The 16,254-nt window shown below is 46.9% G+C and carries 16 protein-coding genes; all 16 read right to left on the bottom strand.

Translation table 11 applies throughout. The annotated features are described in order from the left end of the window. Positions 1-31: 31 nt before the first annotated feature. Positions 32-1,111 (bottom strand): flavodoxin-dependent (E)-4-hydroxy-3-methylbut-2-enyl-diphosphate synthase, encoded by a 1,080-nt coding sequence (ispG, locus tag AAH944_RS04895; protein ID WP_415536991.1) that lies wholly within the window; start codon positions 1,109-1,111, stop codon positions 32-34. 707 nt (positions 1,112-1,818) lie between these two features. After that, positions 1,819-2,898: an RIP metalloprotease RseP gene (rseP, locus tag AAH944_RS04890; RefSeq protein ID WP_415536989.1), complete on the bottom strand. Its 1,080-nt coding sequence runs from the start codon at positions 2,896-2,898 to the stop codon at positions 1,819-1,821. A gap of 1 nt (position 2,899) precedes the next feature. Then, positions 2,900-4,048, bottom strand: a complete 1,149-nt coding sequence (locus tag AAH944_RS04885; RefSeq protein ID WP_415536987.1) for a 1-deoxy-D-xylulose-5-phosphate reductoisomerase — start codon at positions 4,046-4,048, stop codon at positions 2,900-2,902. Between the two features lie 93 nt (positions 4,049-4,141). Then, entirely contained in the window at positions 4,142-5,245 is a 1,104-nt protein-coding gene (gene ytvI / locus AAH944_RS04880) for a sporulation integral membrane protein YtvI (protein ID WP_415536985.1), read from the bottom strand. Positions 5,246-5,247: 2 nt separating this feature from the next. After that, positions 5,248-6,030 carry a phosphatidate cytidylyltransferase gene (locus AAH944_RS04875; RefSeq protein ID WP_415536983.1) on the bottom strand — a complete coding sequence of 261 codons (783 nt, stop codon included), beginning with the start codon at positions 6,028-6,030 and terminating at the stop codon, positions 5,248-5,250. 10 nt (positions 6,031-6,040) lie between these two features. Continuing rightward, positions 6,041-6,802, bottom strand: a complete 762-nt coding sequence (locus AAH944_RS04870; protein ID WP_415536981.1) for an isoprenyl transferase — start codon at positions 6,800-6,802, stop codon at positions 6,041-6,043. Between the two features lie 303 nt (positions 6,803-7,105). Then, entirely contained in the window at positions 7,106-7,663 is a 558-nt protein-coding gene (gene frr, locus AAH944_RS04865) for a ribosome recycling factor (protein ID WP_415536979.1), read from the bottom strand. 6 nt (positions 7,664-7,669) lie between these two features. After that, positions 7,670-8,386 carry a UMP kinase gene (gene pyrH, locus AAH944_RS04860; RefSeq protein WP_019225602.1) on the bottom strand — a complete coding sequence of 239 codons (717 nt, stop codon included), beginning with the start codon at positions 8,384-8,386 and terminating at the stop codon, positions 7,670-7,672. A gap of 157 nt (positions 8,387-8,543) precedes the next feature. After that, entirely contained in the window at positions 8,544-9,197 is a 654-nt protein-coding gene (gene tsf / locus AAH944_RS04855; RefSeq protein ID WP_415536977.1) for a translation elongation factor Ts, read from the bottom strand. A 92-nt stretch (positions 9,198-9,289) separates the two neighbouring features. Further along, a complete protein-coding gene (gene rpsB, locus AAH944_RS04850; protein WP_415536975.1) occupies positions 9,290-10,027 on the bottom strand; it encodes a 30S ribosomal protein S2 in 738 nt (245 codons plus the stop codon). A 159-nt stretch (positions 10,028-10,186) separates the two neighbouring features. Further along, positions 10,187-10,645: a hypothetical protein gene (locus AAH944_RS04845; protein WP_415536973.1), complete on the bottom strand. Its 459-nt coding sequence runs from the start codon at positions 10,643-10,645 to the stop codon at positions 10,187-10,189. 18 nt (positions 10,646-10,663) lie between these two features. Next, on the bottom strand, positions 10,664-11,455 hold the full coding sequence (gene codY, locus AAH944_RS04840; RefSeq protein WP_415536971.1) for a GTP-sensing pleiotropic transcriptional regulator CodY: 792 nt from the start codon (positions 11,453-11,455) through the stop codon (positions 10,664-10,666). A gap of 78 nt (positions 11,456-11,533) precedes the next feature. Next, a complete protein-coding gene (hslU, locus tag AAH944_RS04835; RefSeq protein WP_025205392.1) occupies positions 11,534-12,916 on the bottom strand; it encodes an ATP-dependent protease ATPase subunit HslU in 1,383 nt (460 codons plus the stop codon). Continuing rightward, the gene (hslV, locus tag AAH944_RS04830) at positions 12,916-13,458 is read right to left on the bottom strand and encodes an ATP-dependent protease subunit HslV (protein WP_415536969.1); all 543 of its coding nucleotides are present in this window, start codon (positions 13,456-13,458) and stop codon (positions 12,916-12,918) included. The genes hslU and hslV overlap by 1 nt, the downstream gene beginning before the upstream one ends. A 102-nt stretch (positions 13,459-13,560) precedes the next feature. Next, complete coding sequence (gene xerA, locus AAH944_RS04825; protein WP_415536967.1) at positions 13,561-14,451, bottom strand: site-specific tyrosine recombinase/integron integrase; 891 nt, start codon at positions 14,449-14,451, stop codon at positions 13,561-13,563. Between the two features lie 446 nt (positions 14,452-14,897). Next, positions 14,898-16,232, bottom strand: a complete 1,335-nt coding sequence (gene trmFO, locus AAH944_RS04820; RefSeq protein ID WP_415536965.1) for a methylenetetrahydrofolate--tRNA-(uracil(54)-C(5))-methyltransferase (FADH(2)-oxidizing) TrmFO — start codon at positions 16,230-16,232, stop codon at positions 14,898-14,900. Between the last annotated feature and the right edge of the window lie 22 nt (positions 16,233-16,254).

Here is a 16,254-nt window from a genome sequence, read left to right as displayed (position 1 = left end):
ATTTATTTTTTAAAGATCTATCAGAAAATGTTTAGAGTTTTTCTGATAGACTTAAATCCGCCTCGATTTTCTCCATCAAAGCCGGCACTAATTCATCTTCAGGCAGCTGCGCGATGACCTCACCCCGTGCAAAAAGCAGCCCCCTGCCTTTTCCTCCTGCAATGCCAAAATCGGCTTCCCGGGCTTCCCCAGGGCCATTGACCACACAGCCCATCACGGCTATGGAAACCCTCTTGGATGGTGCCGGTAAAGCTTCAAGTCTCTGTTCTACTTCCTCAGCCAGATGAACTAAATCCACCTGAGTCCTGCCGCAGGTCGGACAACTGATTAATTCGAATCCGCCTTTCTTGAGATCCAGTACCCGCAGAATCTGTTGGGCAACCGGAATCTCTGCTGCAGGATCGCCTGTCAGTGAGACTCTGATCGTATCGCCGATGCCTTCAGCCAGAAGCGTTCCTATACCGATTGCAGACTTTACCACCCCGGATCTGACCGTACCGGCTTCAGTTACCCCGATATGCAGCGGATAGTCCACCCGATCGGCAATCATGCGGTAAGCGTCAATCATCAACGGAACATGGGACGACTTCAGGGAGATCTTGATATGATGATAGTTTTCTTGTTCCAGGATGCCGACATGGCCCAAAGCGCTTTCGACCATCCCTTCCGCAGTCGGTCCGCCGTATTTCTCAAGGATTTCCTTTTCCAGAGATCCGGTGTTGACTCCGATCCGGATCGGGATGTTTCTTTCGCGGACCGCGTTGATAACCTCCTGTACCTTCCAGCGCTCACCGATATTTCCCGGATTGATTCGGAGTCCATGAACCCCATTGGCAACAGCTTTAAGTGCAAGTCTGTAGTCAAAGTGAATATCCGCAACTACCGGAATCGGACTTAGGTTGCAGATGTCTTTCAACGCAAGCGCAGCCTGCTCATTTAAGACAGCCGTCCGGATAACCTCACAGCCAATTTCCGCTAGGTGCCTGATCTGATTGAGGGTGGCTTGAACATCCCGGGTATCCGTATTGGTCATCGACTGAATCACGATCGGATTATTTCCGCCAATCGCCACCGATCCGATTTTCACTTCTCTTGTAATCCTGCGTTTCAATCGATAAACCCTCCTATTTTGACGTAGTTTATCTTGGGCTAGTCTGTGGGCCACAATACCGCTTCTCGGCTGTTGTGCCCTCCGTGGCACAAAAAGCCGCGCTCCGCATCGTGCTCCGCTGACAGCGGAACTGTGGCCCCCAGACTAATCTTAAGTTTAATTTGCAAGCTAGATCAAGGAGCCAGAAAGTATCTCTATGAAGAAGAAGCCTGCCAAGCTCCTTCAAGCGCTCTGATATCATCGATTGGATGCATTCAGCTGATGATTGACCTAGCTAACATCATTCGTTTGCATAGCGTTGGGAACTTAAAGGCTAAAGAATAATCCGTGCTTAAATCAAATCAGATAAACACGCTTTTTATTCGTGATTAAAATCTAGTATGAATTCCCAGCAAGAGAACTATAATTGTATTCTCTACATAGAAGAACTGCAACTTCCGTATAAGTCATGCCAATTACCCTAAAAATCAGGCTGCGGGCCACAGTTTCGCTGTGAGCGGAGCAAGGATTGCGTAGCGCGGCCTTTTGACGGCCATGGATGGCCTAATGTCGCGATGCCATGGATGGCAAGGAGCGACGGGTCAAGGAGGACACAACGGCCGAAAAGCGATATTGTGGCTCGCAGACTTACCTAAGCAAAATGTAAAATGATATTTATAATTCAAGGATTTTAGGAACTCATCCGGCAATCATTATTCAAATGAAATTTACTTCGTAATTATCCTCAGTATATCCTGATACGTCACCGCGATCATCAGCGCAATGAGCAGCGCAAAGCCTGTCAGCTGAATCCAGCCTTTCTTTTCGATACTTAAAGGCTTACGCCGGATTCCTTCAAAAGTCATCACGGCCAGCTGACCGCCGTCGAGCGCCGGCAGCGGCAGAATATTTAATACACCAAAGTTGATGCTGAGCACAGCGGCCAGGGTAAATAGCGACGACATTCCCTGTTTTACGCCTTCCCCGATGACCTGGGCAACACCAATCGGACCCGAAAGTTCGACCGGCACCTTGCCGGTAATCATTTGGATCAGATAAAGGACAAGTTGTCTGGTAAACTCTACCGTCTGCTGAAAACCATATTGGATGGATTTCAGGACGGATACTTTCTGCATGGTATAAGAAGGTGTAATCCCGATCAATCCTTTTCCAAGCTCCTGATCATAAACCGGGGTAATCTCAACCGTGACAATTTGTTTCGTATCCGCTTTTTCTACGGTAAACGACATCTTTTCTCCGGGGTTGGTGTGAATTTGCTGCGTTACAGAATTCCAGTCTGGAGTCTCTGTGCCGTTGATCGCAATAATTCTGTCTCCGGCGGCGAGTCCCGCCGTGGCTGCAGGTTTACCCAGTGACGCCTCACCGATTAGGTTCTGGTTATCGGCTACGGCTACGCCAAAAAAGGCAAAAGCAACCACAAAAAGCACCGCACCGAGGATGAAGTTCATGAGCGGTCCGGCCACAATGACGGCCATTCTCTTCCAAATTGATTTGCTTTCAAAACTTCGGGCCAACAGTTCCTCCCTACTGACCTGATCGCCTTCTTCGACTTCTTCAGCACTTAAGAATCTGCAAAATCCTCCCAGAGGTAGTATCCTGACGGAGTAAAGCGTTTCCTTACCCTGGAACCCAAAAAGCTTTGGCCCAATGCCAAAAGCAAATTCCAGCACTTTAATCCCCGATCTCTTGGCTACGATAAAATGCCCAAATTCATGTACGAATACCAAAACGCCAAATATTACGATAAAAGCAATTACCGTTTTTAAGATGTCAAACAAACCATTCACCTCAACCCAGATTTATTTGCGATGCAGCATAATCCCTAGCCCATCTGTCCGCAGCCAGTACGGTATCCAAGTCCTTTATCTCCTGAACCTGATGGACCTGACAAGTGCGTTCCACAAGTTCGTGCATCTCATGATATTTTATGCGGCCTGCCAGGAAAGCATGTACACAGATTTCGTTGGCAGCATTCATGACCGCAGGAAGTGTCTTTCCTGTCTGACCGCAGGCATAAGCGAATTTCAAAAACGGGAAAGCGGCCAAATCAGGCTTCTCAAACGTTAAGCTCTTTCCGGCAAGCGAAAGTTCCGGTAAACGGTTTTCCCAGCGTTCGGGATAGGTCAGCGCATACTGAATCGGAATGCGCATATCCGGTATGCCAAGCTGGGCAAGAACAGTGCCGTCACGGAATTCGACCATCGAGTGAACAATGCTCTGAGGATGAACCAAAACATCAATTTGGTCATAATCTACGCCGAAAAGAAATTTTGCCTCAATAACTTCCAAACCTTTGTTCATCATGGTTGCTGAATCAATGGTAATCTTGGCGCCCATATTCCAGTTCGGATGTTTCAGCGCCATTGCCGGTGTTACATCAGCCAGCCTTTCCCTGTCCCATCCTCTGAAAGGGCCGCCTGAAGCAGTCAGAATAATTTTTTTAACTGCATTTTTGTTGCCGCTGAGACACTGGAACACAGCAGAGTGTTCACTGTCAACAGGAATAACGGAACAGCCGTTCCGTTCTGCTGTCTGCATTACAAGTTCCCCTGCGGCAACGAGCGTTTCTTTGTTGGCCAGCGCAATATTTTTTCCTGCGTTCAGTGCAGCCAGTGTAGGCTCAAGACCAATACTGCCGCTGACAGCGGTCACAACCGTGTCAACCTCTGCTGCAGTCGCCGCCTCAAGCAGTCCCTCCATACCTGCCAGCACCTTGACAGACAGGTCAGCAACCCGTTGTTTCAGGAAAAGTGCACTTTCTTCCTGCATCATCACGGCAATCCTCGGCCTGAACTCGCGGATCTGTTGTTCAAAAAGGTCGGCCCGGGAATTGGCCGACAAAGCATAAACAGCTAATTTTCCTTCCGAGTTTCTGACCACATCCAGTGTCTGCGTGCCAATTGAACCGGTGGAGCCTAAGACCGAAATTATTTTCACTTTGATATCTCCAATTCCAATTCTATCCTAATTCGTTATGCTTAAGTTTTACTTAGAGTGGATCTTTTAAGAGAGTGGCTTTGAATGGCTTTGCTATTCTCCCTTAAAAACTTCGGCTTTCCTGACGGCTTCATACATGACGACCAGAGCGGGGCCGATGAGCAGTCCTACTGCTCCGAAAAGGTTCATTCCAACGTACATGGACATCAGGGTGGCCAGCGGATGCAGCCCGATATTTTGAGACAAAATCTTTGGTTCCAGGATCTGCCGGATCACTGTAGCGGCAAGGTAGATGACCAAGAGTTTGACTGCCGAGGCTATACTGCCGGTAAAAAGCAGTACCAAGATCCACGGAATAAATATGAGGGCCGGTCCGATAACCGGTATCAGATCGAGCAGGCCGGACAGAATGCCAAGCGTAAAGGCATAGCTATTACCGATGATCAACAGTCCAATTGTGATCACAGCGAATGTGATGCAGACAAGAATGGTCTGAGCTCTTAAGAATCCTACCAGTGCTGAACCAAGGTCTGCAGCAATTTGTCTGGTTTTGCCAAGATATTTCCCTTTTACCCTGCCAAACAGCCATTCCTTGACGGCCGGAAAACTCATGCTCGTCAGCAGTGTTGCTACAGTTGTAATCACAATCACAAACATCAAGCCCGGCAGCGCACCCAGAAAATTCAGCAAGCCAAGACTGCCGTTTTTAAGAATGACCTGGAGTGCCGCAAGTATTTTTTCCATATTGGACTGAATCGCACTATTGATCTCAGGATTCAGCTGAATAAACTGCTGAATTAAGCCGATCTTTTCTGTCAGCATTGCCAAGGTCTGTTGATAAATCATCGGAAAAGCAGTATATAGTTCGGCTAACTCGCGGTATATCCGGCTCCCGAACAAAACCAGCAGCAGCACAAACACAATCAAAACCAGGATCACCACAAGCAGAGATGCGTAGGTTCTCTTGATTTTAAGCACATTAATCAGTTTTAATATAAGCGGTTCCAGCAGAAAAGAAAGGATAAATGCCAAAATAAAGGGCAGCAGGGCCGAGACCACTGTTCCAAGCGTTGAGCCAAAGACAGGGAAAAACTCGACGATCGCATAGGTAAAAAGTTTCAGGCTGAGTAATGCAGCTGCGATCATAACCAACCTGTTTAGATTCACCCTTAGGGAGTTTTTGGTCGTATCGTTCATGCTTATCCCACCAATCCTAGGTTAATAGAAAAAAACACCAACGGCAGCGCAAACAAAAAGCTGTCAAAGCGATCCAGGATACCGCCATGGCCTGGGATCAGCCTGCCGGAATCCTTCACACCGGCAGTCCGTTTCAGTGCGGATTCAAAAAGATCACCGATCTGGGAAGCAATGCTGGTCAAGAGTGACAGGACAAGGATAGCCGGGAGAGTTGCTTGCTTGGTAATCAACCAGAAAACAAAACCGCAGACTAAAGCCGTCACCAGGCCGCCAACAGCCCCTTCGACTGTCTTGTTCGGGCTGACTTTCGGGGCAAGCTTTCTTTTACCAAGCGTATTCCCGACAAAAAAAGCTCCGGTATCTGTGAGCCAGACCAATAAGAAAACAAGAAAACACCAAGAAACGCCAATTTCTCTTAAGGAGTAGAGATAGGTAAACAGAAAGACCGGATAAATCAGTGCCAGAAAATAATACGTTGAAGACGCTAAAGACTGATTTGGATAGCGCAGCGCATAACTTCCAAATGTCAGCATGAACCATATGATTGCCAGCGGCAGCATCCATTCCGTGCGGCCAAGAAGAAAAATAGCCAGCCACAAGATGCTGTAAACGACTGCCGGCCATAACTTGTTTACTAAACCGGCCTTTTGTCCAATCTGCAAAAACTCTTTAAGTCCAAGTAAAGCCAGAATCACAACAGCAATGGACAAATACCATCCTCCGAGCCAGGTCAAAACCAATAAAAGGGGGGCTCCGACCAGAGCACTCAAGATTCTCTTAACCATTTTCTATCCCTCAACCTTCTTTTACGCCGCCAAACCTGCGTTCCCGGTTTTGAAAAATCCGAATCGTTTCAAATAATGATGCTCTGTTAAAATCCGGCCAGCATTCATTCACAATCACGATTTCTGAATAGGCGGCCTGCCAGAGCAGATAATTGCTTAAGCGCATTTCACCTGAAGTCCTGACGAGAAGCTCCGGATCAGGACAATCTTTCGTATACAAATGCTTTTCAAATATTTCCTCGGTAATTTGCTGAACATTCAACGCTCCGCTTTGGACCTCCTGCGCAACTTCCTTGACTGCTTTGAGGATTTCGATCCTGCTTCCGTAATTCAGAGCTACATTCAGCACTAATCCGGTATTGTTCTTTGTTTTTTCACAAGCCTCGTTATAAGCCTTCAGGACATCCTTCGGTATATCTTCTTCCTGCCCGAAAATGCATATCTTAACATTGTTCGCATGCAGCTCGGCAAGCTCTTTGCGGACATACTCCTTCAAGAGCGACATAAGAATCCCGATCTCCGACTGCGGCCTTTTCCAGTTCTCGGTCGAAAAAGCATATACGGTCAGATATTTGATTCCAAGCTCATCACTGCCCCTGACGACTTCCCGCAGTGCTTCTACTCCCGCCCGGTGACCGACAGAACGAGGCAATCCTTTCTGCTGGGCCCATCTTCCGTTTCCGTCCATAATGATTGCCAGATGCCGAGGGATTCTTTTCATATCAATGTTTTTCAGCTGAACATCTCCACTGTCTTTTTTCCAGATTATCACAAGTATTCCTCTTCATCTCTGTAGTAGTACCCTGTCATGTATATTAGCGTTATCGAGGTACTAGAACGGTTGCGGAAAGACCCCCTGTTCTGTAGGGGGCCAAACAAAAACTCCTATATAAATCTATCATGGATTAGAACAAATTTCAAATAACCATTGGTACAACTTATTCTGGCCACACGTAAATCTCCGCAGGGAACAGCCTTTCCTACAGGGCTGGTTATCTCATAACAGAAATTCGCGCTTTCTTGTGTCAATTCCTCTTGAACGTCGTCCCACTTTTTCCCGAGCCAGCGCAACACGTTACACTTCCATAATTTCTTTTTCTTTTTTCTCGAGGATCTCGTCAATATCCTTCACAGTTTTATCGGTAAGTTTCTGCGCTTTTTCCTGTCCTTTTTTGGAATCGTCCTCAGAGACAGTTTTGTCCTTCTCAAGCTGTTTTATCTCATCAATAAGCTCCCGTCTGATATTCCGGACAGCAACCTTAGCATCTTCCGCTTTCTTTTTAACCGTCTTGACAATCTCTGCACGGCGTTCCGCTGTCAATTGCGGAATATTTAGCCTGATGACCATGCCGTCATTGGAAGGCGTAAGTCCAAGATCCGATTTAAGAATCGCCTTCTCAATATCCTTAATCGAAGATTTATCCCAGGGCTGAATGGTGATCATCCGTGGATCAGGGACTGAGACATTGGCCAGCTGATTAATTGGGGTAGGAGTCCCGTAATAATCAACAGAAACTTTGTCCAGAACTGCCGGATTCGCCCTTCCTGCCCTGACAGATGCGAGGTCCTTCTTGAGTACCTCCTCTGTTTTATGCATTTTTTCTTCAGCGTCATTCAAAAATTCATTGAGCATTTTTCGTTACCTCCCCACATAGGTACCTATTGGTTCTCCCTTAAGTGCTTTAATAATATTGCCATTTTCTTTCAAGTTAAAAACAATGATTGGAATATCATTGTCCATGCACAACGAAGTTGCTGTGGAGTCCATCACACCCAGCCCTTTGCTGAGTACATCAAGATAGGTCAGTCTATCAAATTTCTTGGCATCAGGATTCTTCATCGGATCACTGTCAAATACGCCGTCAACCTGTTTGGCCATTAAAATAACGTCTGCTTCAATCTCTGCAGCCCGCAAAGCCGCCGTCGTATCTGTCGAAAAATAGGGATTGCCTGTCCCCGCTGCAAAAATCACAATACGGCCCTTTTCCATATGGCGGATCGCTCTTCTTCTGATATAAGGTTCTGCTACCTGCCTCATCTCAATCGCCGACAATACTCTCGTGACAATGTTGTGTTGTTCCAGAACATCCTGCAGCGCTAAGGCATTCATTACAGTAGCGAGCATTCCCATATAATCAGCAGTTGTCCGGTCTATTCCCTGAGAACTCCCGGCAATACCCCGCCAAATATTTCCTCCGCCAACGACCAGTGCCATTTCCACACCAAGCTTCTGGACTTCAGAAATCTGTCTGGCGACAGACTCCAGCATGCTGTGCGCAATTCCAAAACCCTGCTCCCCGGCAAGCGCTTCTCCGCTTAGTTTCAATACGATGCGGCGGTAACGTGCATCTGTCATAAACGAACCTCCGTACTTAGTTTATTTCTACACCAAAGATAAAAATCCTCTTGTCGCTGTACGTAGATGTAACAGAAAGCATTTATACGCTGTATTATACGCAAGAAGCAATAAACCTTTCTGGTTCCCCTAAAAAAGAGAACACCGAAGTGTTCTCTTATCGATTTATTTCTTTCATGACTTCATCGGCAAAATTATCCTGGCGCTTTTCAATTCCTTCACCCAACTCATAGCGGGTAAATCTGCGAATAGCTATTTTCTCACCGATTTTGGCAATCTTAGCCATGACCAGGTCTTTGACTAAAATATCGGGGTCCTTGATAAAAGGCTGTTCTACAAGACAAACTTCCTTATAGAACTTCTCTATGCGGCCGTCAACCATCTTGTCAACAATTTTTTCCGGTTTCCCTTCGTTCAATGCCTGAGCCCTAAATATTTCTCTTTCATGGGCAACAACGTCAGCCGGAACATCTTCTTTATTGACATAAAGCGGTTTAGCTGCGGCGATCTGCATCGCAATATCCTTAGCCAGCTGCTTAAATTCATCTCCACGGGACACAAAGTCGGTCTCGCTGTTTAATTCGAGCAGAACGCCAATTCTGCCACCTCCATGAATGTAGGCTTCTACAGTCCCTTCGGCAGCAATTCGTCCTTCTTTTTTCGCAGCAGCAGCCAGACCTTTTTCTCTTAGGAAATCTATCGCTTTGTCCATATCGGCATTACATTCGGTTAATGCCTTTTTGCAGTCCATCATTCCGGCTCCGGTTCTTTCCCTGAGTTCTTTCACCTGAGAAGAAGTAACTTCAGCCATACGGTAACCCTCCTTTATTGAATACTTTACGACACATATAAAAACAGGGTAAGTCATGAAGAACATACCCCAATCTCACCCTGTTTTTTTAACTATTCTTCGTCTTCGGTTTGATTGCTCTCTTCAGCTTCTTCAGTATTGTCAAGACTTCCTTGTTGTCCTTCGATGATGGCATCAGCCATTTTCGCGGTGAGCAGTTTTACAGCCCGGATCGCGTCATCATTGGCAGGAATCACAACATCGATCTCGTCAGGATCACAGTTGGTATCGACAATTCCTACGATCGGAATATTTAATCTTCTTGCCTCAGCCACGGCAATTCTTTCTTTACGCGGATCAACGATGAATAAAATATCAGGAAGTTTCTTCATGTTTTTGATACCGCCAAGGAATCTTTCCAGCTTACCCATTTCATGGCGCAGCGCAGCGACTTCCTTCTTAGGAAGAACTTCAAAAACGCCTTCTGCTTCCATTCTTTCGAGCTGATGCAGTCTTTGGACTCTCTTTTGGATGGTCTGGAAGTTCGTCAGCATTCCGCCGAGCCAACGCTCGTTAACAAAATACATGCCGCAACGTTCAGCTTCTTCTTTCACAGATTCCTGAGCCTGTTTTTTTGTACCTACAAACAGTACAGTTCCGCCGTTTACTGCGATATCCCGGATAAAATTGAAAGCCTCGTCAACTTTTTTGACGGTTTTCTGAAGGTCAATGATATAGATACCATTTCTCTCCGTAAAAATGTAACGAGCCATTTTAGGATTCCAGCGGCGGGTCTGATGCCCGAAGTGTACACCGGCCTCTAAGAGTTGCTTCATAGAAATTACAGCCATTGTGTAACACCTCCTCTCTTCATTTGTTTTTTTCCTCCGCAGGTTCATTCCTGGTACCCTTTGCTTGCGCAAAGAACTTGTACGCTAAGTCCCACTGCGTGTGTACTCCAAAAAATCACACTGCGAATAGAATATCATACCCTACTCCCGAATGCAACTTTAATTAATCCCGTAATGGGCGGCCAGATTGGACCGGATATTATGAGAAATAATAAACTCCTCTAAATCTGTAAGCAGTTCATTATAGGGAAAATAAAGATCAGTAAGGTAATACACTTTATTATTCCCGGCTTTAAGCAGCACAATTTCTTCATTGTTTTTGGTCCAAAAGAATGAGGCTTTACGGATATCTTTCGGTTCAAATGTCTTTTTCCGGAATAAGGACCGGAAGATGATCGCCTGATCATCAATAACAATCCGTTTCGTTTTCGCCGTCAACCAGATCAACAGGATCAAGAGAATCGTAACAGCATAAATTCCGGAAAGGATCAGCAAATAAAGCGTCGGTAAAGCGTAGAAAAAGAGTATCCCTCCGATCAGCAGCGGATACAGGATGATATATAGCACTCCCGGAATTACCAAAGGTTTCATGCGGTAACCATATTCTTGCGCATCCATAATCATTTACCCTTCTCTTTAACGATGCCGTTTAATGTACTTATCCAGCTCGTCCAGCAGATAGTCATTCAGAACCTTGATATACGTGCCTTTCATTCCGAGAGACTTTGATTCAATCACGCCTGCTGATTCAAACTTGCGCAGCGCGTTGACAATCACCGAACGGGTAATGCCAACCCTGTCGGCAATTTTGCTGGCTACCAGCAGCCCCTCGCCACCGCCCAGTTCAGCAAAAATATGCTCAACTGCCTCGAGTTCCGAGTAAGACAGTGTTCCCACCGCAATTTGTACAGCAGCTTTCTTGCGGGCTTCTTCCTCCGCCTGTTCAGCCTTGACGCGCAGGATTTCCATACCAATCACGGTAGCACCATATTCTGCAAGGATCAAATCCTCCGAGCGAAACTGCTTGCCAAATTTGGCCAGAACGAGCGTCCCGACCCTGTCTCCGCCTCCAAGAATCGGCACAATTGTTGTCATCTTATTGCCAAAAACACACTCGTGATGCTTGCTGAATACACAGGCATTCGCAACTTGCGTTGTGTTCGCCTTTGTTTCGGTCATTTTTAGTAGACCTTCATTGTAGCTTTCCGGGAATCTTTCCGTATGAAGAACGATTTGTTCCATTTCCCCGCAGTGGAAATCGTCCATGAAGCTGTAGCCGAGGATTTTCCCCCTGCGTCCGACAATATAACAATTGGCAGCAATCTCCTGACTTAGTACTTTGGCCATCTCGTCAAAATCCACAGGTTTTCCGGCAGCACGCTGAATGAGTCCGCTAATTTTTCTGGTCTTTTCTAGTAAAATTTCCACAGATTACCCCCCTTATTCTTGGTACTCAGAACTCAAAAACTTGAACTATATTGATGTTAGTAATTTTGAAATACGAATTTAAAGAATATAATTTGACAGGTCCTGATTCTTCGCAACATCGCCGACCCGTTTCTGGATATACTCCCGGTTAATAGTGATGGAATAATCCTCCGGCAGTTCTGAAGCTTCGAACGAAAGCTCCTCCAAGACTTTTTCGACAATGGTATGCAGTCTCCGTGCCCCGATATTTTCCGTGTAAGCGTTGACATTGTAAGCGATCTGGGCTATTTCTTCAATCGCATTCTCGGAGAAAATGACGTCTATGCCCTCTGTTGAGAGCAGCGCACCATACTGTTTAATCAGTGAAGCCTGGGGTTCAATCAGAATCCGTTTAAAATCTGCAACACTCAACGATTCCAGCTCGACACGGATCGGCAGTCTTCCCTGGAGTTCCGGTATCAGATCGGAAGGTTTCGCTACGTGGAAAGCGCCTGCAGCAATAAATAGAATATGATCCGTCCGGACAGGACCGTACTTGGTCATTACGGTGGATCCTTCAATCAGCGGCAGAATATCTCGCTGGACCCCTCCGCGGGAAACATCAGGACCGCCTGAAGATTCCTTGCCGGCAATCTTATCAATTTCGTCGATAAAAACGATGCCTTCCTGCTCGGTCCGGCGAATGGCTTCCTGCACCGCCTCATCTTGGTCAATCAGATTCTGGGCCTCTTCCTGAGCCAGAATTCTGCGGGCTTCTTTGACGGTTACTTTGCGTTTTTTGCGTTTCTTCGGAAACATTCCGGCCATCATGTCCTGAATGTTGACGCCAAGCTCCATGCCTGAAGCACCAAGCATATCCGTATATTGAGAGCTTTCTTCCACTTCGATCTCAAGGGTATGCTCCTCAAGCTCTCCTTTTTGAAGCTTTTCTTTGAGGAATTCCCTGTCTTTTTCTACTTCCGGAGAAGCAGGGCTTTCTTTTTCCGGTTCATTATCCTGGTTGAATAAATACTGAAATGGATTAATATTGGATGATTCTTTCTTTTTGCCCGGGACAAGTATTGTTAGAAGACGTTTCTCCGCATTCACCTCAGCCTGAGCTTCAACTTCTTGCATTTTTTCGCTTTTGACCATGCGTAAAGCGATCTCGGTCAAATCCCGGATGATCGATTCAACGTCCCTGCCGACATAGCCGACTTCGGTAAACTTCGTGGCTTCCACTTTGGTAAAAGGAGCCTTGACGAGCTTAGCCAGGCGCCGGGCAATCTCTGTCTTGCCTACCCCCGTAGGCCCGATCATTAAAATATTCTTCGGAAGAACATCCTCCTGCAGGGCTGCAGGCAGAAGCGAGCGGCGGTATCTGTTGCGCAGGGCAATGGCTACGGCTCTTTTGGCCTGTTTTTGCCCAACGATATATTTATCCAGTTCGGCGACGATTTCCTTTGGTGTAAGCTGTTCCATCAGTCCGCGTCCTCCAGTTCTTCCACGACAATATTTTCATTGGTATAAACACAAATAGAGGCAGCCACTTTCATGGCTTCCCTGACAAGCTCTCCCGCGTTAAGATCCGTATGTGTATTCAGGGCGCGTGCCGCAGCCAGCGCGTAATTTCCGCCTGATCCAATGGCGGCAATACCGTCGTCAGGCTCAATGACTTCCCCTGAGCCGGAAATCAGCAAAATCGTATTTTTATCGGCCACGATCAGCAATGCCTCAAGGTTTCTGAGCATCCTGTCCGTCCGCCATTCTTTGGCCAGCTCTACTGAGGCTCTCTGCAAATTGCCGTGATACTCCTCGAGCTTTCCTTCAAATTTTTCGAAAAGCGTAAAAGCATCGGCCACAGAACCAGCAAATCCCGCCAGGACTTTTCCTTGATACAAACGGCGGATTTTACGGGCCGTATGTTTCATCACTGTCGCTTGTCCCATGGTAACCTGGCCGTCACCTGCAATAGCCACTTTTGATTCCTTTTTGATCGCGATAATCGTCGTTGCATGAAACATGAATATGTTCCCCCTCAATTTGCAGTGTACTTATAATTTTCTGAAGAGTCAAGGGTAATTTTCAAAAATGCAGTAGCTTTTATGAATATTCTAAATATTACTTCATTTTGCTCTTGGATGAGATTTCAGATAGACGCTCCGAAGTTTTTCCCTGGACAGGTGCGTGTAAATCTGGGTTGAAGACAATTTCTTATGCCCCAGCAGCTCCTGAACACTTCTTAAATCCGCGCCGCCCTCCAGCAGGTGCGTTGCAAATGTATGACGCAGCATATGCGGATGAACATGCTGGTTAAGCTTAGCGGTTTTCTCCAGTTTGTCCAGGATCCGGCGCACTGAGCGCGAACTTAGCCGCATATCTTTGTAGTTTAAAATCAGCGCTTCCTGTTGATCATCCCGCTGCAGCAGGTACCTTTTGACCGCCTCTTCCGCCGGTTCCGTCAAAGGAACAATCCGCTCCTTTTTCCCTTTCCCGAACACCCTGATCAGGCTGCCATCAATATCGACATCTGATTTATTCAAGCTGACAAGCTCGCTTACCCTAAGTCCCGAACCATAAAGCAGTTCGACAATCACCTGGTCGCGCAGTCCGTTCTTTTCATCCTGATTGGAAGCTTCCAGAAGCTTTTCCATATGCTCCTGGAAAAGAAAACGCGGGAGATTTTTGCCGACTTTGGGCGTTGCAATTTTCTGTATAGGGTTCTGGCTGACAATTTCTTCGCGGCAGAGATATTTAAAAAAAGAACGCATTGCAGCGATTTTTCGGGCAATGCTTTTTCTTTTCAGTTCCCTTTCTGTCATCTGACCAATGTAACTGCGGACAATATATTTATCAATCTGGCTAACTTCAAGACTTTCGGTCTCGATTCCGAGTTCATGGGCAGAGAATTCCAAGAACTGAATGATATCACTCTGATAAGCGGCAAGTGTCAGTTCGGAAGAATTTCTGGTTTTTAGATAAGCGGAGAACAAATCAAGGGCTTCATCTGCCAGCACTTCGTTTCACCACCTCATTCATTATGTATTAGACCGATTCATAAAGCCTATTTCGGGTTAGTCTCCGTAATGGATGACCGCTTTCGGCTGTTGTGCCATCCATGGCGAGTCGCTCTTTGCCATCCGTGGCATCGCGACATTAGGCCATCCGTGGCCGTCAAAAAGCCGCGCTGCGCAATCCATGCTCCGCTTGACGCTGGACATCCATTACGGAGACTAGTCTGGAGTAGTATAAGCTTTTTTGGAGTTAGCGTTATTCTGAGAACCTATTCTAGTATACCGTTCTCTAAATAACTAGACATTTAAACCTTCATAGCTGGGGCTGTGTGCCACAGTTCCAGCGTAAGCGGAGCATGGATGCGGAGCGCGGCAGTTAGCGCCATGGAGGGCGCTATCTGCCGAGAGCGGAATGTGGCGCACAGACCAGACCCCAATAAATATATTTGTCAAATTATTAAAAGATCAATGTACTGGAGTTGTTTTTCTTCGATGAACCTTTCCAGCTCGTGCAGGGCTCTTGCCGATAACCTTGTATTTTTTTCGCGTTTTCCTTTGATTCGTTCTCCAAGAGGAGTGATTAGACCAAAGTTCATATTCATCGGCTGAAAATGAACACTGGGCGAACCTTCCAAATGGCGGGCAAGTCCGCCAAGCGCTGTTTCAGGCGGGAAGACAAGCGTATCCTGTCCATTCAGCAGACGGGCCATATTCAATCCGGCCAAAAGCCCACTGGCGGCGGATTCGACATAACCTTCCACGCCGGTAATCTGACCGGCAAAAAACAGATCTGGCTTCATCCTGCAGCTAAAATCAGCATTCAGGACTTCAGGCGCATTCAGGAACGAATTCCTGTGCATGACACCGTAACGTACGAACTCAGCGTGTTCTAAGCCTGGTATCAGCCTGAACACGCGTTTTTGTTCGCTCCACTTTAAATGTGTCTGGAAGCCAACCAAATTCAGAAGGCTTCCCTGGATATTTTCTTTCCGCAGCTGAACAACAGCAAACGGTTTTTTACCGGTATGCGGGTTCATAATCCCGACAGGTTTTAACGGCCCGAACGCCATCGTCATGAGTCCACGCTGGGCCATGACCTCGATCGGCATACAGCCTTCAAACACCAGATTTTTTTCAAAACCTTGAACCTCGGCAGCTTCGGCCTGAATCAGGGCCTCATAAAAAGTTTCATACGCTTCTTTGCTGAGCGGGCAATTCAGATAGTCTGCCTCGCCTTTGTCATAGCGGGATGCCCAAAAAGCTTTGGACAGATCAACGGTCTCAAGATCGACAATCGGTGCCGCCGCATCAAAGAAAGACAGCGCCTCTTTCCCGGTCAGCCGCAGAATATCCGCAGCAAGTTCATCCGTTGTCAGCGGCCCTGTGGCAATGATCACTTTTTCGTCCGCCGGAATTGTTTTCACTTCCTCGCGGATGATATTAATATTCGGATGACCGGAGACCTTATCGGTAACCATTTGCGCAAAAAGATTCCTGTCAACAGCCAAAGCCCCTCCGGCCGGTACAGAAGTCTGGTCTGCTGCCGCCATGATCAGCGAATTCAGACGCCTCATTTCTTCCTTGAGCAGCCCGACAGCATTTTCAAGGCCGGCAGCCCTCAGCGAATTGCTGCAGACCAGCTCGGCAAATTGTTCCGTTTGATGAACGGGTGTGTTTTTCAGCGGACGCATTTCATAAAGATCAACGTCAATCCCGCGCTGGGCCATCTGCCAGGCAGCTTCGGGCCCCGCAAGGCCCGCGCCAATGATTGTCGCTTTTGCCATAGTACCCATCCTAGTCGTGTAG

This window comes from Dehalobacter sp. CP, assembly GCF_047652685.1.
Lineage (GTDB): Bacteria > Bacillota > Desulfitobacteriia > Desulfitobacteriales > Syntrophobotulaceae > Dehalobacter.
The sequence above is the reverse complement of the archived record's forward strand: the minus strand, read 5'-3'. Positions and strand labels throughout refer to the sequence as shown.